Source organism: Micromonospora sp. WMMC241, assembly GCF_027460165.1.
GTDB lineage: Bacteria > Actinomycetota > Actinomycetes > Mycobacteriales > Micromonosporaceae > Micromonospora > Micromonospora humi.
Genome location: NZ_JAPZBF010000001.1, coordinates 4504623 through 4531112, shown reverse-complemented (window position 1 = coordinate 4531112; position 26490 = coordinate 4504623). Strand labels below are relative to the sequence as shown.

Below are 26490 nucleotides of genomic sequence, written 5' to 3'. Positions count from 1 at the left end.
ATCCGGTCGGGTTAGCCGGAACCTGTCGGCCGGGCCCCGGACCCGGTGGCCGCCCACGATGTCACGTCGAACCCCGCCGGGTTGTCGTCCAGGGCGGACCGGACGCGCTGTCGCAGGAGTTCGTACTGCTGCCGGCACCGCCCGGGCGGTCCCGGCGGACGCTGCTGCACCCGGGCGCCGACCACGACCTCCCGCGGGTGGAACTGGTCGGCTGTGAGGTCGACGTCGCCGCCGTCGGGCAGCCGATTCCAGTAGTGGTGACCGACCTGGGCGTCCCCGACGAAGACCTCGCCGAGAACGAGTTCACCGCCGAGAAGGTCCTGCACGATCAGCGCGGTGACCCCGCACTGACCCCGGGCGGGGTTGCCCGGATGCCAGTCGGGCAGGTCGTGCGGGTCGCAGGTGTCCGCTCCCCAGCTCGCCCGCAGGATCGGCCGCAGCCGGTCCAGGTCGGTCGTCGGACGGTCTCTTCCCGTGTCACTCTCTCCGAACGTCACCCGCGAAGGATGGAACCTGCACCGGGTCGAGGGTCAAGGAAAGGCTGGGATACGCGCCCGGACGGTGACTTAGCTCGCGCGAGGTTTCGCCCATCCCGGGACGGGCATCTTCGGGCCGCGGCCCACCGGGTCGCCCTCGCCGCCCAGATCGGAGCCCGCGATGAAAATCGGCCGCCCAGGATCGTGGCCCGTGCGCGCCGACGAGGCGGGCCGGGTCGGGCGTGGTGCGGTCCGGGCCGTGACGGCGATCCGAGGATGACCACGGGGGACGAGCGAACAGCGGAGGCGTTCCGCTCGGCCGTTCTCGGCGGGCGCCTCGACCTGCCGCTGCCCGGCGCCGGGCGAACGGGCGAGCGGTTCCGGCGCTTCGTCGAGCTGGGTCGCGCCGACCTGGCATTGGCTCGGCTGGCGGAGGGGCACGCCGACGCGCTGGCGATCCTTGCCGAGCTGGGCGCGACGACCGATCCGGCGCGGCGCCGCGAGCCGTGGGGCGTGTGGGCCGCCGCACCGGCCTCGCTCACCGCCACCCGCGACGGCGACCGGTGGCGGCTGACCGGTGACCGGCCCTGGTGCTCGGGGGCGGGTCTGTTGTCCCGGGCGCTGGTGACCGCAACCGCCGCCGACGGGGTACGCCTGTTCTCGATCGAGGTCGACGGACCCGGGGTCACCCCGTTGGCCGGCACCTGGCCGGCTGTCGGCATGGCCGCCAGCGACAGCCGGACGGTTCGCTTCGACGGCGTGACCGCGGTACCGGTGGGCGGGCCCGGCTGCTACACCGCCCGGCCGGGCTTCTGGCACGGCGGGGTGGGCGTGGCGGCGTGCTGGTACGGCGGCGCCGCCGGCATCGCCGACACACTGCACGCCGCGGCTCGGCGCCGCTCACTGGGCCCGCACGCCCTGGCGCACCTCGGGGCGGTCGACGCGGCCCTGGTCACCGCCCGCGCCGCGGTGTTCGCCGCCGCCGACGAGATCGACGCGCACCCGACCCGTGACGCCGACCGGCTGGCGCACCGGGTGCGGGCCACCGTCGAGGCCACCGCCACCACCGTCGTCGACCGGGTCGGCCGGGCGTTGGGGGCGGGCCCGTTGTGCCAGGACGCCGACCACGCCCGGCGGGTCGCCGACCTGACGGTGTACCTGCGGCAGAGCCACGCCGAGGCGGACCTGGCTCATCTGGGCGAGCTGGTGGCGGCGGTCGGGGACCCCGGATGGTGAGGCCGATCGTCGGCGCGGGCACCGACGAGCAGACGTGGCGCGCGTGGCGGGCGCCGGCCACCTGGCCCGTACTCGATCTGGAGGGTTCGGCGCGGACGGCGCCGCCGCTGGTGGTCGCCCCGCATCCCGACGACGAGGTCCTCGGGGTCGGCGGCCTGGTCGCCATGCTCGCCGGCGGTGTCGGCGCGGAGATCGCAGTGGTCACGGACGGCGAGGCCTCGCACCCCGGTTCGACAGTGCACACACCGGCGGAGCTGGCCGGCATCCGGCGCGCCGAGACGGTCACGGCATGCGGGCTGCTCGGCGTCGCCCCGTCCGCGATCGTCCACCTCGGGCATCCCGACGGCGGGATCGACGAGTCGGCGCTCACCGACGCCCTGACCACCCGGCTGACACCCGGCAGGTGGTGTGTCACGACATGGCACGGCGACGGCCACCCGGACCACGAGGCGGTCGGGCGGGCCGCTGCGGTCGCCTGCCGGCGCACCGGCGCCACGCTGCTGGAGTTCCCCGTCTGGACGTGGCACTGGGCCGAGCCGGACGATCGCGAGGTGCCGTGGCACCGGGCGCACCGGATCGACCTGACCGACGCCGCCAGGTCGGCCAAGCGGGACGCGATCGACGCCTTCCGCAGCCAGATCCTGCCGCTCGGGCCGGCGCCCGCCGACGCCGCGATCCTCCCCCCGCACGTCCTCGCACGCTTCGCGCGTCCCTACGAAACGGTGTTCGTGCCATGACCCCACCCGGCACCCCCGCCCAGTATTTCGACGAGATGTACGCCCGGGCCGAGGACCCGTGGAGTTTCGAGACCCGGTGGTACGAGCAACGCAAGCACGAGCTGACCGTCGCGTGCCTGCCGCGCCGGCGCTACCGGTCGGCGTTCGAGCCGGGCTGCTCCACCGGCATGCTGACCCGCCGCCTCGCGCAGCGGTGCGACAGGCTGCTGGCGGTCGACATCGCCGCCGCGGCCGTGACGAGCGCCCGGCAGCGGCTCGCGGACCAGGCGCACGTGCGGGTGGAGCGGATGGCCGTTCCCGACGAGTGGCCGGCGGCCGACGCGCGCTTCGACCTGGTCGTGCTCTCCGAACTCGGCTACTACCCGGACGACGCCGGACTGGACCTGCTGACCGCCCGGACGGTGGACTCGCTCGAACCGGGCGGCACGCTCGTCGCCGTGCACTGGCGGCCGGCGGTGGCCGAGCACGCACGGGGCGGCGACGACGTGCACCGGCTGCTCGGCGACCTGGACGGGCTGGCGCGGACGGCGCACCACGAGGAGGCGGACTTCCTCCTCGACGTCTTCCTCCGGGTGCCGCCGGCGGCCACCTCCGTCGCGCAGGCCGAGGGCCTGCGGTGAACCGGCTGGCGGTAGTGGTGCCCGCCCACGACGAGCAGGCGTTGTTGCCCGACTGCCTGACCTCGGTCCTCGGCGCGCTCCGCGACCTGCCGGTGCGGTCGGAGGTGATCGTCGTGGCCGACGACTGCCGGGACGAGACGGCCGCCGTCGCCCGACGCCTCGGCGCCGTCGTGGTGACCGTGCAGGCCCGCAACGTCGGCCGTGCGCGCGCCGCCGGCATGGCACACGCGCTGCGCCACGGCCCGCGGGACCTGTGGCTCGCCACCACCGACGCGGACAGCCGCGTGCCCCGACGGTGGGGCGGATGGCAGCTGCGCCACGCCCGTGCCGGCTCCGACCTGCTGGTCGGCACCGTGCGCGTGCACGACTGGGCACCTCGCTCCGAGCAGGTCCGCACGCGGTTCGAGATCCGGTACCGACAGGGCCTGACCGGCACCGGCCACCGGCACGTGCACGGCGCCAACCTGGGCTGCGCCGCGACCGCCTACCAGCGTCTGGGTGGATTCGCCGACCTGCGTCACGGCGAGGACCACGACCTCGTCGAGCGGGGCCGTCGGCGTGGCCTGCGGGTCGTCGCGGACGCCGCCTGCCCGGTCCGGACCAGCGCCCGCAGACGTGCCCGAGCCCCGCACGGCTTCGCCCGCTACCTCGACGCCCTCGACGACCGCCCGCCGGTCGTCGGTGGCCGCGCCTGAGGTCCGGCGCTCGGGGCGGGAATCGCGTTGCGTCGGCGCGGCGCGGGCGTCATAGTCGGCGCATGATCTTCTCCAGGAAGGGCGGCGACGCCCTGGCGCGATGAGCGCCCCCGCGCGGCGCGACGACGCCGCGGCATCCCTGGCCGCCGGCAGCGGGAACGCTCACGACCTGTGGCGGCGGGCCCACCGGATCCGCCAGGAATGGCTCGACCACGCGTTGTGCACGCAGCCGGCCGACCGGGCGACGGCCGAGCGTTGCCTGACCGCCGTCTACGCCAGGGCGTCGCGGCCGCGTCCCCGCTTCACCTGGGTCGACTCGCCGGAACAGGCGCGACCCCTGATCGCCGGCTGGCCCACCCTCGACCAGCTCCACGAGCGCGTCCGCGACCCCCGGCCGGGTGGTCCGCCACCGCCGGCGAGCGATCTCGCCATGATCGTCTCCCGGCTGCGCGGCGCGCTGGGCGCGGGCGCCACCCACACCGATCCCGAGCTGTCACCCGCACGCACGGGCAAGACCAGGCAACCATGGCCCGAACTGGCGCCGTCGCACGCCCTCGACAGCGGCGTCCCGCTCGCCGTCGTGCTGCACCAGGGGGTACGCACGGCGCTGCACCGGAGCCTCGCGCACGGCTTCTACCTGCCGGTGCGGGCCGCGCTGGCCGGCGGCACCCCGCTCCCGGTCGGCTGGTACGGGCAGCAGGACGCGTCCTGGATCGCCTACTACGACGTGCTGCGCCGGCTCGGCCTCGCCGGTTACCGGCCGGACGACGCCGACCACCTGGACACCTGGGCGGACCTGGCCCGCTCCTGCGGTTGGTGGTGGCCCGGCGAGGACGTCTGCGTGGTGGTGGAGCGCCCCCGGGAGATCCACGTCGAACCGGTCCCCGGGACCGCGCACGACCGGATCCGACTCCGACCGTACGGGGTGTGCTACCGCGACGGCTGGCAACCACGCCTGGCCGGGTGAGCTGAGCCGAGGGCCGGCCGGGACGCCACTCGTGCGTCCTGGCCGGCACTCCTCGGCCGAGAGCGCGCCCCGGCCCCGCTCGGGTGCCGTGCGGCGGGGTCAGTCGCTGACGGAGAAGGAGGGTCGGGCGCAGCGACGCGTGATTCCGACTCAGGGAGCGCCGTCCTCGTGGCCGGCAATCCGGCGCAGGACCAGCGCGGCGGTTCCGGCCGCGGCCACGGTGGCCGCGCCGGCGACCCCGAGCCCGAAGCCGTTGCCGCGCCCGGTCGCCGTGCTGCCGTCGCCCGTGGGCGGCGTGCCCTTCGGCAGCACCTGGATCGGCCGCATCATCTCGTTGTCCTCGTGCTCGACGATGTGGCAGTGCCACACGTACCGGCCGGGGTTGGCGAAGCGCACCAGGATCCGGGTGATCTCGTTCGGGTACGCGAGGATGGTGTCGATCAGCCCGAGCTCCTGCGGCGCCGGCGGCACGGTGCCGTCGGGCCCCCGGCCGATCAGCCGGAACTGCGTGTCGTGCAGGTGGATGGGGTGCGCGTCCGCGGTGGAGTTGTGGAACTCCCATATCTCGTTCCGGCCGACGGTCGGGGTCTCGGTGACCGGGTCGTCCCACTGCATCGGGACCGCCGTGCCGTTGGCGTCGATGATGCCGAGCAGCACCTTGACCGGCCCCACGTCGGCGAGTTCCTGCTCCAGCAGCGCCAGCCTGCGGGTCCGGACACCCGGGCTCAGCGCCGCCAACGCGGGCAGGTCCAGGGTTTCCGGCGGGGCGCTGCGGTCGACGCCCGTGCGGGCACCGACCACGAACTTCAGCACCTGGCCGGTGGTCTGCGGGTCGGCCGGCTCGCCGGGGTCGGCGTAGCCGGTGAGCGGTCCGTCCGGGGCCTCGTTGACCAGGTAGAGCTCGGTGCCCTGCGGGACGTTCGTGAAGTCCACGATCACGTCCGCCCGGTAGGCGTTGCCCATCACCAGCTTCTCGACCCGCACCGGGTCCGGCAGCATGCTGTTGCGGGTGCCGATCTGCCAGAGCGGCAGCACCGGTTGGGCCGGCCGGGTCGTCGGGTCGGCGGCGACGGACAGGATCAGGCTGCGGGAGTTGCAGGCGTTGAGCAGCCGCAGCCGGTAGCGCCGCTGCTCCACCGGCAACACGGGCCAGGTGGCGCCGTTGACCACGATGGTGTCGGCGAAGAACTCCGGGTTCCAGATCGGTGGCACCTCGGTGTAGGGGATGTACGGCCCGGTGTAGCCGTCGAAGTAGGCGCGGCTGGCCGGATAGAAGAGCGACCCGTCGGCCAGGAACGACCGGTCCTCGATCACCAGCGGGATCTCGTACCGGCCCGGTCCCGGTCGCCCGTCGAGCGGGCCGGTGGTGGCGGGCAGCGTGCCCGGTGGCAGGTCGGTCGGGCCGCCGCGCAGGAAGTAGCCTCCGGCGAGGCCGGCGTACACGTTGAGTCGGGTGAGGCCCAGCGCGTGGTCGTGGAACCAGAGGAACGCGGCGGGCTGGTCGTTGGGATACTGGTAGGTGGCGCTGCCCGGCTGCCAGGGGACGCCGTACTTCCGGGCGAACATGGCCCTGTACCTGTCGTACCAGCCGCCGACGCGGGCGTACCCGGCGGGGATGCCGGACGCGTGCGGCAGGTACCACGCCTCGGTGTAGCCGTCGCTCTCCTCCGGGCTGAGCGCGCCGTGCAGGTGGGTGACCAGCGGCACCGGACCGGTGTACGGACCGGGGGTGCTGGTGAAGGTCGGCGTCGAGTCCCGTCCCCTGATCCCGCCGGGTGGGTTCGCCCAGTGCAGCGTCGGATCGACCGGCAGCAGGTGCGGCAGGTACCGGCCGCGCTTGTCGACGAGTTGGTTGGCCCAGGTCACCCGCACCGGCCGGCCCACCTTCGCCTCGATGGACCGGGCGGGGGACTGGAACGTGCCGGAGTGCGACGACGAGCCGTATCCCCAGACTGTCGTTCGGGGCATGCCGGTCGGCAGCACCTGCTGGGCGAACTGCCGCGCGGCGATCCGATACTCGTCGACGCCGCCCCGCCGGCCGCTGACCGGCATCGGTGGCGACAGCGGCAGCTCGGTGACGTACTTCGGAATGGTGGTCGGATCCAACGGTGGGGCCTGGCGAGCCTTGCCCGCGAACCCCGGTGCGCCGCGGAGCAGGATCGCGGCGCCACCGGCGGCGCCGGCCAGCAGAACTCGACGACGATCCATTTCCACTACCTCCGACGATCTGGGTGTCAGAGGCAGTAGATAGGAGGTTCGGTGCCTGGTGCGAAGATTATCCGCTAATTACCCTCGTTGGGGGTCGGCGTCATCATCAGGGCTGAGACCGGCCAGACCCTGACCGCTCTCCGGGTCCCACGGGATCGACTCGTGGTCGTGGACCACCACCCAGCGCCCGTCACGCCTGCGACACACGAGGGTGGCCCGCACCCACATGGACACCTCCGCGCCCGACTTCAGGCTGCCGGTGACGTGGTAGAGGAAGGCGCAGTACCCGAGGTCGCCGTCGGCGTCGACGTGCAGCTCCCGGACCTCGTATCCGGGCCCGTCGGCGTACGCGTCGAACCACGCCTCGGTCTGCGGCGCCACCTCGTCGGCGCCCCGAAGTCGCAGCGGGGGCAGGACGTTGAAGGCGAGCACGTCGCCGGCCTGCTGCGCGGCGAGCGCAGCGGCGTCCCGGCGCGCCACCGCTGCCACCCGCGCCTCGATCAGGTCCCGTAGCTCCCGCTCCGCCCCGTCGGTCGTCATTCCCTGCCGGTACCCCGCTCGTCGGCAGCGCTAACCCGCGGGCCGCGAACCGCCCCGGCACCGGTGCCGTTCGACGAGTCTCACCGGTCGGCGGGATACCAGTCCAGCAGCTCGTTCGAGGGGGAGAAGATGCGGCCGGACGTGGCGCCGGCCCGGCGCAGCTCCTCGACGACGATCCGGATGTCCGTCCGGGCCATCAACGGCATGACGCCGTCCTTGCAGTCCATCCCGAGCCACGGCCCGGCCACGTCGTCGCGGACGTCGGAGACGTAGTTCGGGGTGTAGAGCTCGTCGTCGTACTCCTCGCACTCGACACCGATCTCGTTGACGAGCGGGAACCGGAGCGCGGCCGCCTCCAGTGCGGTGCGGGCGGCCTCGGCGGGCTCCGCGGACACCTGCACCTCGAAGGCCTGACCGGTGACGTCGCCGGTTCCGTGGTAGTCGTAGACGCCGAAGACGCCAGGATCGACAGTGAACTCGCACCCCGCCCACTCGGCGGTGATGGCCCGTCGCATCCACGTGCGGATCGGCTCCAGCGCGAGCGTGTCGACGTGCTCCCGGGTGATCTGCCACAACAGGTCGGCGCTCGGATCGAGTGTCGTCGCGTACTCGAACCAGCGCCGCGCCTCGCCGTCGGCGCCGCTCCGGTCCAGGTGCAGCGCGCCCAGCGCGAACGCCGCACGGGGGTCCCGGCCCTCGACCGCCTGCACGCGCCAGGCCTCGGCCTGCTCTTCACTCACCGTCATGAATCCCTGTATCCCACATCGCACGCCTGCGTGCCACCCCCCCCGCCGGGTGGGTGGGGGCACCCGCGAAGGGAACCGTTTGTGGGGCGGTGGGCCGGGGCATCAGGCGTGCACACGACGAGAGGGGACGCGATGGCACCGGACCAGTCGGCCCGCGTCGACGAGGGTCGCCCCGCTCCGGCGGAGACCCTGTCGACGTCGGACCTCATCAGCCGCGCCACCGAGCAGCTGTCGACGCTCGTACGCGACGAGTTGGCGCTGGCCCGGGCGGAGCTCGTCGCCAAGGGCCGGCACGCCGGCCTCGGCGGAGGGCTGTTCGGCGGCGCCGCCGTCCTCGGCCTCTTCGGGCTCGCGTTGCTCGTGGTCCTGGCGGTGGTGCTGCTGGACCTGGTCTGGCCGCTGTGGCTGGCCGTCCTCACCGTCCTGGTCGTCGTGCTCGCCGCGGCCGGGGTGCTGGCACTGCTCGGCCGTCGGCAGATGCGCGCGATGACGCCGCTGGCACCGCAGGAGGCGGTGTCCGGTGTGACCGCGGACGTGGACGCGGTGAAGACCGCGTTCCGGGAGGGGAGAAGCCATGAGTGAGAGCACACCCTCGGACCCGCAACAGTTGCGGGCCGAGATCGCGCAGACCCGCGCCGCCCTCGGCGACACCGTCGAGGCGCTCGCCGCCAAGACGGATGTCAAGGCCCGCGCCAAGGTCGCCGCCGAGGAAGCCGGCGCGCAGGCCAAGGCCACGGTGAACGCCGCGGTGGGGCGCGCCGGGCAGGTCGCCGGCGCGGTCACCGAGAGGCTCGCGTCGACATCGGAGTCGATCGAGACGTCCCTGCGCGAGCACGACCTGCCGGAGCGGGTACGTCGGCCGCTGCCGGTCGCCGCGATCGGCGCGGTAGCGGTGCTGGCCGTGGTGCTCGTCGTGCTGGCGCGACGCAGGCGGGCGTGACCCGCGTGGGTGTGTGACGCGATCGCAGGGTTGAACCGGCCACACCGGGGCACCACGAGGTCACGACAAGTCGCCTGAGGAGGCCCAGTGAGCACCGTGACCGAATCCGTCGATGTCCAGGTACCGATCCGCACCGCCTACGACCAGTGGACGCAGTTCGAGTCGTTCCCGCAGTTCATGGACGGCGTCGAGTCGATCACACAGATCGATCCGACGCACACCCGCTGGGTGACCAAGGTGGCCGGGGTGACCCGGGAGTTCGACGCGGAGATCACCGAGCAGCACCCGGACGAGCGGGTGGCGTGGAAGAGCACGGGTGGTGACACGAAGCACGCCGGGGTGGTCACGTTCCACCGGCTCTCCGACGACCAGACCCGGGTGACGATCCAGCTCGACTGGGAGCCGGAAGGTCTGGTGGAGAAGGCCGGCAGCGCCGCCGGTGTGGACAGCCGCCAGGTGAAGGCCGACGCGAAGCGGTTCAAGACGTTCATCGAGAACCGGGGGAGCGAGACCGGCGCGTGGCGCGGGAACGTCGACCGCCCGGACGCCGGGGTCTGACCGACGGTGGTCGTGGGCGGGCCGGTTCGGCCCCCCACGATCCCTCGGCCGTTACGCCGGCAGGACACACTCCGCGACGTGGCGGCGTGGGCCCGGCCGGCTAGAGGCTGCCCGACCTGGGCCACCGGGACCAGTGCGTGTTGGGTGGCAGGCTGGGCGCGTACCGACGGATGTCGCCGGTCGCCAGTACGTCGGCGATCTGGCGGAACGCCTCGGATTCGCTGGGCCGCTGCCCCTCCGCCGGGTCGGGGTGGTGCCAATGGTCGAGCCGCAGAACCTCCGGTACGTCCGGCGGGATCCGGTGCCGCAGCTCCCTCTCGTCCGCCAGGAGTAACCCGCGATGACGCGGGACCAGCCGGCGCAGCACGTCCACCAGATCCTCGCCCGGTTCGGCCGCCACGGTGATCGGCTCACCGCGAACCACGATCGGCCCGCCCCGGTAGATCTCCGGCTCGTCGCAGTCCTCGATCTCGTCCCAGTTGTCGACCCGGTCGTGGAAGTCGCCGTTCTCGTAGCCGGGCTCGCCGCTGGTCAGGCAGTCGCCGAACACGTGGAGCACGTCGACGAGGTTCCCGGCTCGAGGCGAGTAGCCGACGGTCTCGACGACGAGCGCCCACCGTCGCGGGTCGCGGTAGGCGTGGAGTCGGGCATCGACGGCGTAGTGGTAGACGTGCCCGAGGTCCGGGAACAGGTAGTCCTCGTCGGCGGCGTCGAGTTGTTCCAGAATCTCGGCGGAGCGCACGATCGGGCAGTCTAGACGGCTCCGATGCCCGGGGCCGGCGCGCGTCCGACGGGCAGGCTCCGGTGCACCGCGCCGGTCGAATCGGTGTCGAATCCCGCATGCCGGAGCCCGTCCTTGTTTGCTCTATGCATCGACGTCTATGCTTTCATTGCTCTGATCCTTATCGAAAGCATAATCGACCATCGTCGAATAAATTCGACAACGGAGCGTGACGGTCGGTTCGGACGGGAGAATCCTGTGAAAGCAACCCTGCGGCGGGTGCAGTTCGCCCTCCTCGCCGGAATATTGGCGTTGGTCGGATCGGCGGCCCTGGTGGCGAATTCCGCGTCGGCCGACGGCATCAGGCAGTTGAACGCCACGCAGCTCGTCGCGGACATGGGCGCGGGCTGGAACCTCGGGAACGCGTTGGAGGCCAACGCCAACGGCATCCCCAGCGAGACGGCCTGGGGAAACCCGGTTGTGACGCCGGCGCTCATCGACCGGGTGAAGGCGGCGGGATTCAAGACGATCCGCATCCCGGTCTCCTACCTGGGAAACATCGGAGCGGCCCCGAACTACACGATCAGCTCCGCCTGGTTGAACCGGATCCAGGAAATCGTCGACTACGCCTACAGTCGCGGCCTGTACGTGCTGATCAACATGCACGGCGACGGCTACAAGACCATAACCGGCTCCTGGCTGATCTGCGACTCGTCGAACCAGACGACGATCCGGGACAAGTATCAGAAGGTGTGGCAGCAGATCGCCACCAGGTTCCAGAGCTACAGCGAGCGCCTGATCTTCGAGTCCATGAACGAGGAATTCGACGGGCAGTGGGGCAACCCGACCCAGCCGTGCTACTCGAACATCAACGCCTACAACCAGATCTTCGTGGACACGGTCCGCAGATCCGGCGGGAACAACAACTCGCGCTGGCTGCTCATCGCGGGCTGGAACACCAACATCGACTACACGGTGGGCAACTACGGATTCGCGCTGCCGACGGACCAGTACCGGTCGTCGTCCGTTCCCGCCAACGAGCAGCGGCTCATGATCTCCGTGCACTACTACGACCCCTGGGACTTCGCCGGGGAGGAGAACGGCACCATCACGCAGTGGGGGCCGGCCGCCACCACTCCGGCGCGCAAGTCGACCTGGGGACAGCAGGACTTCATGGACGGGCAGCTCAAGAAGATGCGGGACACCTTCGTCGCCCGCGGATACCCGGTGTTCGTCGGCGAGTACGGCTCGGTCGACAAGACGTCGGCCGATTCGACGAACAACAGGTATCGCGCCGACTACGCGCGCACCCTGGTGTCCACCGCCAAGAAGTACGGGGCGGCCACCGCCTACTGGGACAACGGCTACAACGGGGCGTACGGGTTCGGGCTGTTCAACCGCGGTTCCGCCACCGTCACCCAGCAGGGCATCATCGACGCCATCATGAGTGCGGTCGGCGGCGGCACCCCGACCACGCCGCCGACCACCGCCCCGCCGACCACCCCGCCGCCGACGACCCCACCGCCGTCGAACGGGCGCTCCTGCTCGGCGTCGTACACGGTGACGGGTCAGTGGCAGGGCGGCTTCCAGGCCGAGGTGCGGGTGACCGCGGGCGGTGCGGCGATCAGCGGGTGGACCGTGACCTGGACGTTCGCCAACGGGCAGCAGGTGACGCAGTCGTGGAGCGCGACGGTGACCACCAGCGGCTCGGCGGTGACCGCCCGCAACGTCAGCTACAACGGTGCGCTCAGCGCCGGCGGCAGCACGACCTTCGGCTTCCTGGGGTCGTCCGGCGGCACCAACGCCGTACCGTCGTTGTCCTGCGTGGCCGGTTGAGCCGGCCCTGAACCGGCGGGCCGGGCGTCGCGGACGCCCGGCCCGTCCGGTCATCCCGAAGGTGCCGCGGCCGACGCCAGCCGCTCGCGCACCCCCTCGGCGTCCGGGTGGCCGAGACCGTCGAGGATGGCCAGGGCCCGCCGCCAGGTACGCAGCGCGCCCGCCCGGTCCCCGCTGGCGTGCCGGCTGTCGCCGAGCCGGGTGAGCGTGTCCGCCTCGTCGTACCGGTCGCCGATCCGCTGGTAGAGCGTCAGCGCCCGGCCGTAACACCGGATCGCCCGGCGGTGGTTGCCGAGCCCGTCGTGGATGAAGCCGAGGCTGTCCCAGGTGTTCGCCTCACCGTGCCGGTCGTCGGTCCGGCGCAGCAGGGCCAACGCCTGCTCGCAGTGCCCGCGCGCCGGGCCGTAGCGGCCGAGCCGGGCGTGCGCCCAGCCCATCGCGTTGCGGGCGCTGGCCTGCCCGGCCGGATGGCCGGTGCGCTCGTAGAGCGCCAGCGCCCGCGCCGCCTGGTGCAGCGACTCCTCGTACCGCCCCAGCGCGTCCAGCAGGGCGCCGAACGCGCGGTGGGTGCGGGCCTGCCCGCTGTGGTCGCCGAGGTCGGCGAAGAGCGCCAGCGCGTCACGGTAGTGGCCGGCGGCCTCCTCCTGCCGGCCCAGCCGGGTCAGGGCGCGGGCAAGGTCGCGGTGCGCGTTGGCCTGCCCGGTGCGCTCGCCGGCCCGCCGCGCGGCGGCCAGGGCGGCCCGCTGGGCGTCGGCCAGGTCCGACCAGCGTCCCTGCCGTTGCAGGAAGTCGACCAGGGTCCGGGCCAGTCGCCAGGCGTGCCCGTCGCACCGGGCGCGCTCCGCGTCGGCCACCGCCGCCAGGAGTACGCGGTGCTCGGCGGTGAACCAGGCCAGCGCGTGCTCCTGGTCGGTGATCTCCTCGGGCACCACGCCCGGCAGGGCGTCGGGCAGGGGAGCCGGATCCCAGCCCGGCTGCAACAGCACCGCGGCGGCGTGCGCGGAGTGCAGGTGGTGGTCCAGGCCACGGCGGACGGCCGCCTGTCGCTGGCCGTCCGGGTCGAGTCGCTCGCTCAGCTCGGCCGCGTACGCACGCAGCAGGTCGTGCGCGCCGAACCGGCCGGGCGCGTGTTCGGTGAGCAGGTGCGCGTGGGCCAGCTCGGCCAGCAGCCGGGGCACCTGGTTACGGGGCAGGCTGGCCAGGCTCGCCGCGGCCGGGATTCCGATCTCCGGCCCGGGGTGGCAGCCGATCAGCCGGAACAGCCGCGCGGCCGCCGGGGTCAGGCTCCGGTACGACCAGGAGAAGACCGCCTGTACGCCGGTGTCGGCGTCCCCGGTGTCGAACGCGTCCAGCAGCCGGGCCGCGTCGCGCAGTTCGGCGGCGAGGGTGGCCAGCGGGAAGCCGGGGTGCGCCGCGCCCCGGGCGGCGAGCACCGCCAGCGCCAGCGGCAGGTGTGCGCACCGCTCGACCATCTCGTCCACGACCTGCGGCTCGACCGCCAGCCGGTCCGCGCCGAGGCGGCGGGCCAGCAACTGCCAGGACTCGGCGGTGCTGAGCAGCCCGACGGTGATCGAGCGGGCGCCCTCGGCGGCGATCAGGCCGGCGAGCCGGTTGCGGCTGGTGACCAGGACCTGGCAGCCCGGGCTGCCGGGCAGCAGGGGCCGGAGCTGCTCGACGTCGCGGGCGTTGTCCAGCAGCACCAGGATCCGGCGGTCGGCCAGCAGGCTGCGGTAGAGGCCGACCTGTGCGGACAGGTGCACGGGCATCCGCTCCGGCGCGACCCCCAGTGCTTCGAGGAAGCCGTGGACCGCCTCGGCCGGCGTCACCGCCGTGCCGGTGGAGTCGAATCCCCGCAGGTCCACGTAGAGCTGGCCGTCCGGGAACCGGTCGGCGGCGCGGTGCGCCCAGTGCACCGCCAGGGTCGTCTTGCCCACCCCGGCCGTCCCGGACAGGACCACGATCGAGGCAGCGGAGTCGTCGGACGCCGGGCCGCCTCCGGCGTCCAGCCGCGCCAGATGCTCCGCCCGGCCGACGAAGCCGGGCAGCGCCGGGGGGAGCTGGCGTGGCACGGGCAGTCGTGCCGGCCGGGTCCGCGCCCGCCCGCCGCCGGCCCGTACGGCCGAGGTGTCGTCCGGGTCGGGCTGCCGTCGCGCCTCCTCCACCCGGTCCCGCGCGGTGGCCAGCGCCCCCTGCTCGACGGCGGTCGCGCCGAGCAGGCGGATCAGCACGTCGAACCGCTCCGTCGGGGGCAGGATGTTGCCGGCGAAGTACTCCCCGATGACGCCGCGCGACCAGCCGGTCTTCGCGGCCAGCTGCCGGTAGGTCAACGGGGTCTCGCCCTGCTGCCGGGCCTCCCGGCGGCGGAGCTGGCGCAGCAGGCCGGCCAGGTCCGGGACGGTCCGCGCGGTGTCGGCGGCACGGATCACCGGGTACCCGGAGCGGTCCGCCGCGGTCGCGCCCCGTGGCGTTCTCCCGGTCCCACGATGCTCCGCCTGGTCGGACATGTGGCCTCCCCCGCCGGCCTCTCCCCGGCTGCCGAGGGAAGCCGACACCGGGAGGTTAGGGCCGGGGTCGAGGATGCCCATAGACCAACGCTGATCTCCGACAGTTCCACTCCGGACGGACCGGAGGCGGCCGGTCGTGTCCGGCCGTGTCCAGCCGGGTCCAGGATGCGCCGCGGGCGACCGACGGTCCGTGCCACCGTCCCAGGGCGGGCTCGGCCCGTGCCATGCCACCTGGGGAAAGGGAGCACCTGATGAGTCACCCACAACTGACCGCGCGACGGGCCGGCGGACTGCTGCGGCGCGCCGCCGTCGCGGCGGTCGGCCTGACGCTGCTCGCGACCGGCGTGTCCACCGCGCCGGCCACCGCGGCCGCGCCGGCCGGCAAGGCGACCACCACCGGGTCGTTCGTCGCCGGCACCCCGGCGCCGGCCGGCTTCGCGTCCTGGGCGGAGCTGTTCACGGTGCAGCAGCGGATGAACACGGCCGCCGCGCGGATCGAACGGGCGACGCGACGCGGACCGGACACCGGGTTCGCGGGCGTCGTCGCCGACCCCACCACGCGCCAGTTGCAGGTCTACTGGAAGGGCGCCGCGCCGGCCGGCCTGCTGGCCGCCGCCCGCAGCGTCGTACCGACCCGGGTGCTGCCCGCCGCGTACTCGCAGCGGGAGCTGGCGGTGGCCGCGGCCCGGCTGCGCGCCGCGGCCGGCGACGAGATCACCACGGTCGGGCCGCGCGCCGACGGCGCCGGCCTGCTCGTCGGTACGCAGCACGGGCTGCTCGGCGCGGCGAGCCTCGCCGGCGTCCCGGTGACCGTGCAGACCGGCGTCGCCGCCGCGCCCGCCACCCGGTGGGACGACTCGCCGCCGTGGTGGGGCGGCGCCGCCTGGCGCAACGCCACCACCGGCGGCGGTTGCTCGACCGGCTTCGGCGTCCTCCAGGGCGGGGTGTCGCGGGTGCTCTCCGCCGCGCACTGCGGCAACCTGAACAACGTCGCCACCGACCCGACCGGCCAGACGATCGGCATCGTCGGCACCCGCAACGTCGGCACCGACACGCTGCTGCTCGCGGGCAGCGGGGGCGGCCGGGTCTTCAACAACACCACCGACGCGGCCGGCGCGGTGACCAGCGAGTTCAGCAACCAGGTGATCGGCGCGCTCGCCAGTCAGGTCGGCAACTTCGTGTGCACCTCGGGCGCCTACTCCGGCACCCGCTGCTCGATCCAGGTCAAGGCCCGCAACCTGTGCATCAACATTCGCAACTTCGGCACCGTCTGCGGCCAGGTCCAGGCGGAGAGCACCACCCGCACCAACGCGGTCGGCCAGGGCGACAGCGGCGGCCCGGTGGAGATCGTGAACGGGGCGAACACCGCCCAGGTGTACGCCACCGGCACCAACTCCGCGATCGACGACACCAACACCGCGACGGCCTGCACCGGGTACGTCCCCACCGGCCGGGTCTGCGCCTGGCGGATGTACTACGAGGACATCTTCTCCGGGCTGGCCGGCGTCGGCGCCTCGGGGGTGGTGCTGGGCTGAGCATCCGCCTCCGATCCGGTCGGCGGGCCGGTACGCGATCGGCGTACCGGCCCGCTCCGGCGGCGTACGGCGCCGCGCTCCAGCCACCACTCGGCGACCAGCAGGTTGACCACCCAGCTCGTCCAGACGCTCGCGCCGGCCGCGGCCCGGATCATCGCGTCCTGGTCGCCGCCGTAGGTCGTGTCGACCTGGGGGAGCAGCAGGACGACGAAGAGGACGACCCAGAGCCGGTTCAGCACGATCGACAGCGTCAAGGCGAAGCTGCGCACCATCCACCGGCGATGCTCGGCGAACCGGCGTCGCCGCGCCGTCCGGTAGCCGGCGACCGCGGTGGCCAGCCAGAGGACCGCCAACATGGTGTTGCCGACCTGGGAGACGAAGCCGGTGCTGCTCAGTGGCGCGACGCCCAGCACGGCGACGCCCGCCGGGAAGACCCCGCCGAAGAGGTACGCCCGGCCCGTCCAGCGGTGGGCGGCCGGCCAGCGGCGGCGGAACCACGGCCACACCTGGAAGCACCCGGCCAGCAGCGCCACCGAGCCGAACACGATGTGCGCCACCAGCAACGGGTAGTACTGCGGGTGCGCCTCCTGCGCCGGCAGCCGGGACCGGCTCGGGTCGAGCGTCAGATAGGGCGGCAGCGCGTAACCGACGAACGCGACCGCGAGCAGCAGCAGCGGCACCATCCAGCGCAGTTGCCGTCGACGCCGCCGGGGCGGCGCGGACGATGGACTGTCGAGTTGCGTCGGCATGTCGCCTCCTGCGTCAGGCGTGAAGCTGATGCGGAAACGATGCGCCGTCCGGGCCGCCGGGTCAGCGGTGCTGCCTCCCGCGTACCCGTGGTGCTGGCACCACCGCGCGCCGGCCGGGACGCCGACCGTCGTGGTGGGCGACTACTGCGCGATCACCCGGGCCCTGACCCGCCGTGGACGGCGGGCGCTGTCGATCAGCAGGGACTCCGCGTGATCCTGAACTGCTCCCAGGCGCCGAAGTTGTCGGCGCGCGCCTGGATCGGGAAGTCGGGACCCGAGGTCAGGTTGGCGCCCGCGTACCTGACCACCGCCGTGAGCGAGATGGTGAAGTAGCTGCCCCAGTTGGTGACGTAGAACCGCTCCCAGGAACCGATGCTGGCGGAGTCGGCCCTCAGCGGATAGTTGGTCGCGGTGAGATCCGCCCGCACGTACTTCTTGGCGGCCATCGAGTAGATGGCGTACTCGCCGTTGCTGCTCAACCAGACGAGCTTGAACTGCTCCCAGGCTCCGGAGCTGCTGGCGCGGGCCTGGAGTGGGGCGCCGGTCGCCGTGAGGTTCGCGCTGACGTACTTGTTCGCCGCGAGCGACCAGATGGGGCCGGGGTTCCAGCACTCCGCGGCAGCGACGCCTGGCGGGGCCGCCGCCGCCCTCGTCGCCGAGGGCACCGCCGCCATGAGCACCGCAGCCAGTGCGACAAGTGGCGCGACGATCCGGACCGTGGGCTTGTGGGCTGCAGTCACCGGCACTCCCTCTCGATCGATCAACGTAGATTAGCCCACGGTGGACCGTCGAGGGGACCCGGTCGAGGTCGGCCCTCGTCGGTCTCGGCGACCAGGCGCTCCGTCTCCCGCACCAGATAGTGCGGCCGGCGCTTGGTCTCGTAGTAGATCCGGCCGATGTACTCGCCGATCACTCCCAGGAGCATCATCTGGATGCCGCCGAGCCCGATCACGCTGACGATGATCGTGGTGTAGCCGGGAACGTCGATGCCCTTCTCCACCGCGTCCGCGACCACCCAGGCCATGTAGGCCACCGCGATGAGGGTGAGGAACAGGCCGCCGTAGATCGCCAGGCGCAGCGGTCGGTTGTTGAACGACAGCAGGCCGTCGAACGCGTAGTTGAACAGCTTGCCGAACGACCAGCGGCTCCGCCCCGCCTGGCGGAGTTCGTTGCGGTGGGCCACCACCGCGGTCCGGAAGCCGATCCAGGAGAACAGGCCCTTGGAGAACCTGTTGTATTCCGGCATGGCCAGGATCGCGTCCACCGCGAGCCGCGACAGCAGCCGGAAGTCACCGGCCCCGTCCAGCAGGCGCACGTCGATCCACCAGTTGATGGCCCGGTAGAAGGAGCGTGAGGCCATCTTCCGTACGAACCGGTCGCCGCGCCGGTCCCGCCGGGCGATCACCTGGTCGAAGCCCTGACGGTAGAGCGCCACCATCTCCGGCAGGAGCCGCGGCGGGTGTTGCAGGTCGGCGTCCATGATGACGACCGCGTCGCCGGTCGCCCGGCGCAGGCCGGCGAGCATCGCCGCCTCCTTGCCGAAGTTGCGGCTCAACGCCAGGTAGCAGACGCACGGGTCGGCGGCGGCGAGGCGGCGCAGCGCCGCGAGCGTGCCGTCCTCGCTGCCGTCGTCGACGTACACCACCTCGACGTCCACGTCGGGCAGCGCGGCGAGCGCGGTGCGGACGGTCTCGTGCAACCGCTCCACCGACGCCTCCTCGTTGAAGCAGGGCACCACCACGGAAAGCCGCACCGTCGTCACCTCGCCCGGCCGAGGTCAGAGGTGGTAGACCAGCGCGCCATCGCGTTCCTCCCGGGTGATGCCCAGCCCGTCGACGGGCCGCGCCTCGATGCCCTCCCAGGGCGTCCCCGCGGCGCGGTCCGGGACGGCCACGACCGACCGCACGCCGATCCCGCGCAGGTATGCCACGCTGCCCGGGTCGGGGAAGGACGCGATCGCGGCCCGGGTCCGCGCCTGGCTGGCCGGCTCGAATCCGCCGAGCCCGTTGGTCACCCGGGGGAACCCGTCGGTCGTCCACAGCATGTACGTCAGGTCGCCGACGCCGCCGGCGGGCAGCACCAGGATCGGATCCGGCGCGCCCCGCAGCGCCGCCGGGGGCCGGGGCACGGCCGGGTGCGGGGTCCGGTTGACGCCCTCCACGGTGACCAGGGCCAGCGGCACCAGCAGGACCAGCGACGTGAGGATCCGGGCCCGGCGGCGGTTCGAGGGTCGACCCGACGACTCGGCCAGCGCCGTCACCAGCCCGGCGGCCAGCATCGCGAGCAGCAGGCTGGTCCAGTGCATCAGCCGGCCCGGCGTGCGCAGCGCGTCCCAGCCGGGCAGGTGCGTGGACAACGTCAGGTAGCCCGGATCGCCGTCCCCGCCGAGCGTGGCGCCCAGGCCCAGCAGCACCGTGCCGAGCACGCCGAGCCCCAGCGCGACCCGGCGTCGAGGCGGGTACGCCGAGACGAAGAGCCCGGCCGCGGCCAGCCCGAGCAGCGTCATCCCCGGCAACAACGCCATCTCCGGCGGCCAGCTCAACTGCTCGCGCGCCGCGGCGTGCCGTTCGCCCCACACCCACGAGTCGGCCGGGGCGGTGAGGAACCCCATCAGTGGCGGGGAGAACATCTTCGTCCAGTCCAGCGTCCGTTGCGCCTGCGGGTTGAGGTCGACCACGCGCAGGTAGACCAGGCCGAGCAGCACCGTCACCGCGCCGAACGCGGCGCCACCGGCCAGGTCCGCGAGCAGCAGCCGCCGGCCGAACGGCGGGCGCTCCCGCCGACGCCACCACGACCAGCCGTAGCAACCGGCCGCCACCAGCACGGCGGCCAGCAGGAAGTAGACCAGTGGCAGTCCGATGCCGAAGCCGAGGCTCACCTGCCAGGCGGCGGTCAGCCACCCGGCCAGGGCCCACCCGGGCCGTCGCCGCTCCGGCCGGTAGCCGTGCCGCAGCGACCAGCCGTGGCCGCGGGCCAGCATCGCCAGCGCCAGCGCGATGCCCCCGCTGGACAGGATGTTCAGGTGGCCGGCGTGCGCCAGCCGCCACGGCGCGTACGCCCAGGCGACGCCGGCGACCGCCCCGCCCCACCGGTTCGCCCCGAGCTGCCGGGCCAGCGCGTACGCCCCGAGGAACGCCAGCGCGTGCAGGAGCACGTACAGCACGTTGTAGCGGACCACGGCCGCCTCGAAGCCCGAGCCGAGCATCCCGATCGGCGCGTATCCGAGCAGGGTGTCGCTGTAGGCGTACGTGTACCTCTCGGGATAGAACGTGTTCGAGTGCCAGAGGCCGAGCGGGTTGCTGAGCAGGGCGTGCCCCGACCACGCGACCTGCCAGGCCTGCAACGTCGGGTCGCCCAGGTCGCCGGGGATCGTGGTCGCCGGGTGCCGCAGCGTCGGCCAGGTCAACCCCACCGCCAGCAGCAGGCTGGCCAGGGTCGCGAGGATCCACTCCAGGCGGGGTCGCCGGCGCCGCCCGACCGGGGGCGGATCACCGGGGATCTGGTCGGGGCTCGCGCTCTCGACAGGTGGTCGAGCGTCGACGGACCGGGCATTCATGGGATAGATGTTGTCCGATGTCGATCGCGATGTCGATCGGTTGCCCGAGATGTGGATCGATTGGGCTAGGGTCACCGACCATGCAGTGCTTCGCCGCCGGGCGTACCCGCTTCTGAGGGACGGCTCGATCCGAGCCGTGAGTCGCCCGACCTGTCGATCAGGTCGGGTCGTTCGACATGTCCTTCAGACGAGAGGCACCGACATGAACCTGCGCCCGTTCCGGTCGTCCGACCGGGAACCACTGCTCGCACTGACCATCGCCACCTTCGGGCCGTTCTACGAGGAGTCGTTCCGGTCGATCGTCGGCGACGCGATCATGGCCAACCAGCACGGCGCCTGGCGCGCGGACTACCGTGACATGTGGCTGGGGCTGCACGACCCGCGCAACCACAAGCACGTCGTCGTCGCCGAGGACGGCGACGCGCTGCTCGGATTCGCCGCGTGGCAGACGAACCCCGACAGACGCAGCGGCGAGATCGACATCATCGCCGTGGCGGCGGACCGACGCCGCCGCCATGTCGGCACGGCGCTCTGCGCGCACGCCTTCGACGCGATGCGGCAGGCGGGTGCCGAGGTGGTCTCGATCGGCACCGGTGGTGACCCGTTCCACGAACCCGCGAGGGCGTTCTACGACCGTCTCGGCATGACCGCCCTGCCCCTGGTCCGCTACTACAGATCGCTCTGACGGCGCGCACCGGCCGGGCGTCGGAGGCGACCCGGCCGGTGTCCCACATGTCGGTAGGGACGGCAGGGCGACCGGCAGAACCCAGGTGATCTCGATCGTTGTCCGGGAGGAGTCCGTTAAGGACTGCGGAGGCGCGAGCGCGCCTGCCCGAAACGGAGGAATCGCATGCTCAGTACGTCTCGCTCCCGGATCCGGGCGCTCGCCGTCGTCGGCATGGCCGGCGTCCTGGCGGCGATCGGTGGGGTGACCTTCCAGGCGTCGGCGACCGAGGTCGCCGCGCCGGCCGCCGTGGGCGCCGACGCCCGCCGGGTCGCGATCCCCGGCATCGCCCCGGCGATCCGGCCACCGGCCGGATCCCGTCCGGTCGGCGCGTACGTCGTCACGAGCGGAACGCAGACCTACACGTGCGCCGGTGGGGTGTTCACCGGCGGGTCCGTGCCGGAGGCCCGGCTGATCGGCACCGGCGGCCGGGTGCACCACTTCAAGGGCCCGAGCTGGCAGTCCGAGCGCGACAACTCGCTGATCACGGCGAAGAAGACCGCGGAGTCCCCGCGCGCGGGGACGATCCCGGAGCTGCTGCTGACGGTGGACACCCACACCGGTGCCGGCACGTTCGCCGACGTCGCGTACGTCAACCGGCTGCTGACCAGCGGCGGTGTCGCCCCGGCCGGTCCCTGCACCGACGGCGCGACGGCAGCCGTGCCGTACGGCGCGGTCTACGTCTTCTGGACCGCGCAGAAGTAGCGGCATCGCCCCGGTGCCCGCCGGCTCCCCGGCGGGCACCGGACGGCGACCCCCGGTCAGTCGCCGCTCGGTGGCGCGGTCAGCTCGGCGTGGCGCACCCGGTAGTCCCCGCGGGTGACCGTGGCGAACGCGGCCGGGGCGAGGCAGGTGCCGATCCGCGACGGACCCCACTGACCCGTCTCGTCCTGGTCGGCGCTGGCCGACCAGGTGAACCCGACCCGGTCGCGCCCGCGTCCGCCGTCCTGCACGCTGAAGCCGACCCGCTTGCCGAGGAAGTCCTTGGCAACCTCGTCGGCGCGGGTGACGACGGCGGTCAGGGTCGCATGGCCCGGGCTGGTGATCATGCAGTCGACCGCCGCCTCGAACCGTACGGTGACGTTCTGGGCGGCCAGCCGGTGCGCGACCCGCACCGTGCCGGTCGCGTCCGCGGGGGAGCCCTGCTCGCCGCCGGGTAACGGGATCGGGCGGCTGTACGGCACCGACCGGACGTCGAAGGCGAACGAGCGCACGTCGTCGTCCTGCCCGTACGGCAGCACGAACTCCGCCGACCCGGTCACCCGGGCCGGCCCGTGCTCCGCCGCCCCGGCCGGCGTCGCCACCGCCACGACGGCCGCCGCCGCCGCGAGCCCGTATCCGATTGTCCTGCGCATGGTGGTCCTCCCTGTCCGGCCGCGCTGCCGCGGCCCTGCGATGCCTCCACCCTCGGCGAAGCGGCGCGGCGATCGATCCCCCTCCCGGGGGAACGCGCTCACCCGGCCCCGGGAGGGAGGGCCGGAGCGGGCCTCGGCGGCGCCCCCTCCGCTTCAGCCGTCGACGAGCGCGGCGAAACGTTCACCGTCTCGGAGCCGGTCGACGAGGTCGCGCACGGCCTGCCGCCCGCCGTGCGCGTCGACCCAGCGGCTCACCCGGCAGGCGGCCCTGGCGTACACCTGCTCGTCCGCGCTTGCCGCGCGCAGCCACGCGTCCAGCGTCTCCGGCAGCGGCCCCGGGGCCGCGTCCCGGCAGCGGTCCGGTGCGGCGGGCGGCGCGAGGTAACGCCGGTCGTCGGCGACCAGGACCGCGAGTCCCTCGTCGAACCACTGCGGAACCTCCGCGTGCCGGGAACCGAGCCGCGCACGGAACTCGACGTGGGAGAGTTCGTGCGCGGCGATCGTCGTGGAGATGCCACGGGGGGAGAGCATCAGCGCCCAGTTGCGGACCGCGACCCCCCGCTCGCCGCCGCCACCGATCCGCTGGTAACAGTCGGTGGTGAGGCAGGCGAGGACTGTCGGGTCGCTCCGCCGCCCCTGGTAGAACTCGTCGACCTGCCGATTCGCCTCGCGGTACACCTCGACGAGCCGCTGCCGGTCGGCGTCCGACAGGCCGGGCTCGGCGTAGAGCCGGCCCTGCACCGGCACCAGGCCGTAGCAGCGGGGACAGGTGGTCGCGGCCACCGAGGGGTACGCCAGAGCCACCGACGCGACAGTGACCAGCGTCAGCACGACCAGCCCGGCCACCAGCCAGACCCGGCGTCGCCGCCGAGGGAATCGGATGCCCACTTCGCCTCCCAGCCGGCGAGATCGGTCGCCGTGCCCATTCTGCGGTGCCGACCGGCGAGCGTGCAGCCCCAGGTCAGTGCGGGGTGTAACGGCGGTGTAACCGCAGGTCTCCTAACGTCCTGTTCCGGCGGCGCGCGCCGTGACCTGCCCCGTCTACGACAGGATTTCCTCCCATGCGACGTACGTTCTTGCGCGTACTCATGATCTTCGGACTCATGGCCGGCGGGCTCGGCCTCGGCGCGGGAGCCGCGCCGACGGCGGCGCTGGCGGCCTACGGCGCGGTCAAGTGGCCGGCGACCGGGGTGATCACCGGCAAGGTGGACGACCGGTGTCCCGGCTACGACAACCACGACGGCTACGACATCGCCGGCAACTACCGCTCGGTGGTCTCCGCCGCCTACAGCGGATCGGTCAGCTACGTCGGCTGGGACGCCGGCGGCTACGGCAACTTCGTGATCATCTCGCACGCGAGCGGATGGAGCACCCTCTACGGCCACCTCGACGGTTACGTCTCCCGGATGCGGGTGGGCGAGTACTTCAACCGTGGTGACGGCATCGGCTACATGGGCTACACCGGCGGCGTCTCGCCGCCCGGCGTCGGCGGCACGCACCTGCACTTCGAGATGCTGCGGTACGACTCGCCGCAGGTCTGGAACTCGGCCGGCAGCTGCGGCCAGAGCGTGACCCGCGGGGGTGCCGTCCCGTTCGACTTCGCCGGTCTGAACTGACCGCCGGCTGATCCACCGACGGCGGCGAGCGGATCATCCGCTCGCCGCCGTCGCCAGCTGCCGGGCATCACCCCGGCTGCCCACGGCCAGGTAGATCCTCCGGGCACGTGCCGGGTCGCCGGCCAGTACCGCGTCCGCCGCCGACAGCCAGGGCGAATCGGCGGGGGCGTGCCGGGTGAGCGTGCGGCCGTCCACCCCGGACTCCCGCAACGCGAGCGGCAGGTCGACGCCGAAGCTGCTGGTCAGTGCCCGCCCGGCCACGCAGTCCAGCAGCTCCTCCACGACCGGGGCGACGCGTGCCCGAGGCCGGCGCAGGGCGACCTCCACCCGGAGCCGCTGCACCAGCGCGGGACCCAGCAGCGCCGCTCCGCCGTCGCGCCGGGCCAGCATCTCCGCCGTCGACGAGTGGTGGTGCGCGCCGGGCAGGTCGTGCCGGTGCAGGGCCAGGCGTGCCAGGACGACGTGCACCTCGGAGGCCATCCGATGGTCCCGACCGTCACCCCGCAGGTAGCGGTCGCCCGCCGCCCGGGCCTCGGCCCACCTGCCCCGGTGGAACACCTCCCGCACCTGCTCGGCGACCAGCCAGGGGACGTCGGCGGTGGCCGCCGTGCCGCGCACCCGACCGAGGGCCCGCTCCCGGTAGGCCGCCGCCGCACCCAGCCGCCCCCGCCGGTCCTCGGCGTCCGCCAGCGCCACCCAGAGCACCGGCGGCACCCAGCCCACCCGATCCTGGTACGCCTGGGTGACACGGTCGAGTTCGGCCGCCACGCCCTGGTGACCGCTGCCCAGCTCGACGAGCGCCAGGTTGCCGCGAGCCCGGAGATCCAGCGGCGTCAACGACAGTTGCCGCGCCCAGCGCAGGCCGAGCCGGCCGGCGCGCCTCGCCTGCGCGTCCTGGTCGCTGACCGCCAGGATCCCGCAGACGTTGACCAGGGCGGCGGCGCCGGCGGCATCCGGAGCGCGCTCGTCGAGCAGGTCGAGGACCTCGGCGGTGCGTCGCACGGCGGAACCACCCTCCCCGGGGTGGAGCCAGAGCGACCGGGCCTGCCAGGAGAGCGCCTCTGCCGCTTGGTGCCACCGGCCCGCGCTGCGGAACAGCGTCGCCGCCCGCGACAGCTCGTCGAGGCCGCCACCCGTCTGGTGATAGCCGATCTCGCCGAGCCGCAGCAGTGCCTCGGCGCGCGACAGGGGATCCCCGTCGAGGTCCAGGCTCGCCGTGAAGCAGTGGGACGCCTGCCGGTAGTCGCCGCGATCGGCGATCCAGGCACCGGCGCGGTGCAACGTCAGCGACGTCGTCGTCCGGCCCCGAGGCGCCGGCGGGGCGGCCCCGGCCGTCGGGTCGTCGTGGTGGTCGAGGATCCGCCGGTAGGTCCGCGTGATGGCGGTGCTCGGCTCCACCCCGAGGTCGTCGACGACCCGACGGCGGAACGTCCGATAGGCGGTGACCGCCTCGTCGTACCGGCCGGCGCGGGCGAGCGCCCGCAGGCGCAGGTCGTGGACCCATTCCGCGGTCGGCTCCCGGACGGCCAGGACGGCCAGCTCGGGCAGCACCGACAGGTGGTCACCGAGGCGCAGGCGTACGTCCAGCGACAGCCGCCGCAGCGCCTGCACCTCCTCGGACACCGGGACGAGCTCCGGCCACCGGCCCGGGTCCGACCAGACTCCCTGGCACGGCGCGCCGCGTATCAGGTCCGTCGCCCGGTCGACGAGGGCGACGGCGGTCGCGAGGTCACCGGCCGCCTCGGCACGATGGGCGCGGTCGCGCAGCTCACGGAGATCAGCGAGGTCGGTGCCACCGGAGCCGAGGTCCAGCTGGTAGCCGTCGACGGTGTGCCGCAGGCCGGCGGCGGCGTCCGGGTGGACGGCCCGGAGCCGCGCCCGGACCCGGTGCACGAGGACCCGCAGACCGTCCGGGTCCGGCGGGTACCGCTCGGGCCACACCCGGTGCGCGAGCGTGCGCGGGGGGACGGCGGCCGGGTACCGCAGGGCCAGGGTGGCCACGAGCGCCTGCTGCCGCCGGCCGTGCAGGGGGACGTCGGTGCCGGCGGCGCGTACCCGCAGCGGCCCGAGGACGCCGCACCACAGCCGGCGCTGCCCCTCCGGCTCGCCCTGCTCGGTCATCAGCTTCCGACTGGCTCCTGTCCCGCGGTGCCCGCCGACGATCGGGTCTG

The 26490-nt window shown here is 73.4% G+C and carries 27 protein-coding genes; 14 read left to right on the top strand and 13 right to left on the bottom strand.

From position 1 onward, the window contains the following. Window positions 1-11: 11 nt before the first annotated feature. A complete protein-coding gene (locus tag O7598_RS20365) occupies window positions 12-497 on the bottom strand; it encodes a YunG family protein (protein ID WP_269692917.1) in 486 nt (161 codons plus the stop codon). A gap of 255 nt (window positions 498-752) precedes the next feature. On the opposite strand from O7598_RS20365, the gene O7598_RS20360 reads away from it, so the two are divergent. The 5 genes from O7598_RS20360 to O7598_RS20340 all read left to right on the top strand — a co-directional run bounded on the left by O7598_RS20360 (window position 753) and on the right by O7598_RS20340 (window position 4731). Then, window positions 753-1712 carry an acyl-CoA dehydrogenase gene (locus O7598_RS20360; protein WP_269692916.1) on the top strand — a complete coding sequence of 320 codons (960 nt, stop codon included), beginning with the start codon at window positions 753-755 and terminating at the stop codon, window positions 1710-1712. Further along, on the top strand, window positions 1706-2449 hold the full coding sequence (locus O7598_RS20355) for a PIG-L deacetylase family protein (RefSeq protein WP_269692915.1): 744 nt from the start codon (window positions 1706-1708) through the stop codon (window positions 2447-2449). The genes O7598_RS20360 and O7598_RS20355 overlap by 7 nt, the downstream gene beginning before the upstream one ends. After that, on the top strand, window positions 2446-3069 hold the full coding sequence (locus tag O7598_RS20350; protein ID WP_269692914.1) for a class I SAM-dependent DNA methyltransferase: 624 nt from the start codon (window positions 2446-2448) through the stop codon (window positions 3067-3069). The genes O7598_RS20355 and O7598_RS20350 overlap by 4 nt, the downstream gene beginning before the upstream one ends. Continuing rightward, window positions 3066-3764: a glycosyltransferase gene (locus O7598_RS20345; protein WP_269692913.1), complete on the top strand. Its 699-nt coding sequence runs from the start codon at window positions 3066-3068 to the stop codon at window positions 3762-3764. Before O7598_RS20350 ends, O7598_RS20345 begins: the two co-directional genes overlap by 4 nt. A gap of 100 nt (window positions 3765-3864) precedes the next feature. Next, a complete protein-coding gene (locus O7598_RS20340; protein WP_269692912.1) occupies window positions 3865-4731 on the top strand; it encodes a DUF6745 domain-containing protein in 867 nt (288 codons plus the stop codon). A gap of 150 nt (window positions 4732-4881) precedes the next feature. Here O7598_RS20340 and O7598_RS20335 read toward each other — a convergent pair whose 3' ends face one another. The 3 genes from O7598_RS20335 to O7598_RS20325 all read right to left on the bottom strand — a co-directional run bounded on the left by O7598_RS20335 (window position 4882) and on the right by O7598_RS20325 (window position 8219). Then, window positions 4882-6939 carry a multicopper oxidase family protein gene (locus O7598_RS20335; protein WP_269692911.1) on the bottom strand — a complete coding sequence of 686 codons (2058 nt, stop codon included), beginning with the start codon at window positions 6937-6939 and terminating at the stop codon, window positions 4882-4884. A 78-nt stretch (window positions 6940-7017) separates the two neighbouring features. Beyond that, the gene (locus O7598_RS20330) at window positions 7018-7479 is read right to left on the bottom strand and encodes a YybH family protein (RefSeq protein WP_269692910.1); all 462 of its coding nucleotides are present in this window, start codon (window positions 7477-7479) and stop codon (window positions 7018-7020) included. An 80-nt stretch (window positions 7480-7559) separates the two neighbouring features. Next, a complete protein-coding gene (locus O7598_RS20325) occupies window positions 7560-8219 on the bottom strand; it encodes a hypothetical protein (protein ID WP_269692909.1) in 660 nt (219 codons plus the stop codon). Window positions 8220-8357: 138 nt separating this feature from the next. Between O7598_RS20325 and O7598_RS20320 the strand changes: the two genes are divergently transcribed. The 3 genes from O7598_RS20320 to O7598_RS20310 all read left to right on the top strand — a co-directional run bounded on the left by O7598_RS20320 (window position 8358) and on the right by O7598_RS20310 (window position 9723). Beyond that, window positions 8358-8807 carry a phage holin family protein gene (locus O7598_RS20320; RefSeq protein WP_269692908.1) on the top strand — a complete coding sequence of 150 codons (450 nt, stop codon included), beginning with the start codon at window positions 8358-8360 and terminating at the stop codon, window positions 8805-8807. Then, a complete protein-coding gene (locus tag O7598_RS20315) occupies window positions 8800-9165 on the top strand; it encodes a DUF3618 domain-containing protein (RefSeq protein ID WP_269692907.1) in 366 nt (121 codons plus the stop codon). The genes O7598_RS20320 and O7598_RS20315 overlap by 8 nt, the downstream gene beginning before the upstream one ends. An 87-nt stretch (window positions 9166-9252) precedes the next feature. Next, a complete protein-coding gene (locus O7598_RS20310) occupies window positions 9253-9723 on the top strand; it encodes an SRPBCC family protein (RefSeq protein ID WP_269692906.1) in 471 nt (156 codons plus the stop codon). Window positions 9724-9823: 100 nt separating this feature from the next. On the opposite strand, the gene O7598_RS20305 is transcribed toward O7598_RS20310, so the two are convergent. Further along, window positions 9824-10465 (bottom strand): DUF7003 family protein, encoded by a 642-nt coding sequence (locus tag O7598_RS20305; RefSeq protein ID WP_269692905.1) that lies wholly within the window; start codon window positions 10463-10465, stop codon window positions 9824-9826. 258 nt (window positions 10466-10723) lie between these two features. Here O7598_RS20305 and O7598_RS20300 point away from each other — a divergent pair, with 258 nt between their 5' ends. After that, window positions 10724-12280 carry a cellulase family glycosylhydrolase gene (locus O7598_RS20300; RefSeq protein WP_269692904.1) on the top strand — a complete coding sequence of 519 codons (1557 nt, stop codon included), beginning with the start codon at window positions 10724-10726 and terminating at the stop codon, window positions 12278-12280. 50 nt (window positions 12281-12330) lie between these two features. On the opposite strand, the gene O7598_RS20295 is transcribed toward O7598_RS20300, so the two are convergent. Continuing rightward, complete coding sequence (locus O7598_RS20295; protein ID WP_269692903.1) at window positions 12331-14784, bottom strand: ATP-binding protein; 2454 nt, start codon at window positions 14782-14784, stop codon at window positions 12331-12333. Between the two features lie 251 nt (window positions 14785-15035). Between O7598_RS20295 and O7598_RS20290 the strand changes: the two genes are divergently transcribed. Further along, entirely contained in the window at window positions 15036-16319 is a 1284-nt protein-coding gene (locus tag O7598_RS20290) for a hypothetical protein (protein ID WP_269692902.1), read from the top strand. Here O7598_RS20290 and O7598_RS20285 read toward each other — a convergent pair. After that, window positions 16259-17068 carry a DUF2306 domain-containing protein gene (locus O7598_RS20285; protein ID WP_269692901.1) on the bottom strand — a complete coding sequence of 270 codons (810 nt, stop codon included), beginning with the start codon at window positions 17066-17068 and terminating at the stop codon, window positions 16259-16261. The genes O7598_RS20290 and O7598_RS20285 overlap by 61 nt on opposite strands. Before the next feature lie 28 nt (window positions 17069-17096). Here O7598_RS20285 and O7598_RS20280 point away from each other — a divergent pair, with 28 nt between their 5' ends. Then, window positions 17097-17282 carry a hypothetical protein gene (locus O7598_RS20280; RefSeq protein WP_269692900.1) on the top strand — a complete coding sequence of 62 codons (186 nt, stop codon included), beginning with the start codon at window positions 17097-17099 and terminating at the stop codon, window positions 17280-17282. On the opposite strand, the gene O7598_RS20275 is transcribed toward O7598_RS20280, so the two are convergent. From O7598_RS20275 to O7598_RS20265, 3 genes are read right to left on the bottom strand one after another with little or no spacing between them, the layout of a single operon-like run. Then, window positions 17263-17808: a fascin domain-containing protein gene (locus O7598_RS20275; protein ID WP_269692899.1), complete on the bottom strand. Its 546-nt coding sequence runs from the start codon at window positions 17806-17808 to the stop codon at window positions 17263-17265. The two genes, O7598_RS20280 and O7598_RS20275, sit on opposite strands and share 20 nt — an antisense overlap. A 20-nt stretch (window positions 17809-17828) precedes the next feature. Further along, complete coding sequence (locus tag O7598_RS20270) at window positions 17829-18830, bottom strand: glycosyltransferase family 2 protein (RefSeq protein WP_332367378.1); 1002 nt, start codon at window positions 18828-18830, stop codon at window positions 17829-17831. A gap of 15 nt (window positions 18831-18845) precedes the next feature. Beyond that, the gene (locus O7598_RS20265; protein WP_332367377.1) at window positions 18846-20624 is read right to left on the bottom strand and encodes a hypothetical protein; all 1779 of its coding nucleotides are present in this window, start codon (window positions 20622-20624) and stop codon (window positions 18846-18848) included. Between the two features lie 202 nt (window positions 20625-20826). Here O7598_RS20265 and O7598_RS20260 point away from each other — a divergent pair, with 202 nt between their 5' ends. Further along, the gene (locus tag O7598_RS20260; protein WP_269692897.1) at window positions 20827-21309 is read left to right on the top strand and encodes a GNAT family N-acetyltransferase; all 483 of its coding nucleotides are present in this window, start codon (window positions 20827-20829) and stop codon (window positions 21307-21309) included. 165 nt (window positions 21310-21474) lie between these two features. After that, window positions 21475-22053, top strand: a complete 579-nt coding sequence (locus tag O7598_RS20255) for a DUF3455 domain-containing protein (protein ID WP_269692896.1) — start codon at window positions 21475-21477, stop codon at window positions 22051-22053. Window positions 22054-22109: 56 nt separating this feature from the next. On the opposite strand, the gene O7598_RS20250 is transcribed toward O7598_RS20255, so the two are convergent. Continuing rightward, window positions 22110-22703, bottom strand: coding sequence for a hypothetical protein (locus tag O7598_RS20250; protein WP_269692895.1), 594 nt, complete (start codon window positions 22701-22703; stop codon window positions 22110-22112). A 153-nt stretch (window positions 22704-22856) separates the two neighbouring features. After that, entirely contained in the window at window positions 22857-23591 is a 735-nt protein-coding gene (locus O7598_RS20245; RefSeq protein WP_269692894.1) for a hypothetical protein, read from the bottom strand. Between the two features lie 173 nt (window positions 23592-23764). Here O7598_RS20245 and O7598_RS20240 point away from each other — a divergent pair, with 173 nt between their 5' ends. Then, window positions 23765-24319: a murein hydrolase activator EnvC family protein gene (locus O7598_RS20240; RefSeq protein ID WP_091068224.1), complete on the top strand. Its 555-nt coding sequence runs from the start codon at window positions 23765-23767 to the stop codon at window positions 24317-24319. A gap of 33 nt (window positions 24320-24352) precedes the next feature. Here the strand turns inward: O7598_RS20240 and O7598_RS20235 are convergent, their stop codons facing one another. After that, window positions 24353-26440 (bottom strand): AfsR/SARP family transcriptional regulator, encoded by a 2088-nt coding sequence (locus O7598_RS20235; RefSeq protein WP_269692893.1) that lies wholly within the window; start codon window positions 26438-26440, stop codon window positions 24353-24355. Between the last annotated feature and the right edge of the window lie 50 nt (window positions 26441-26490).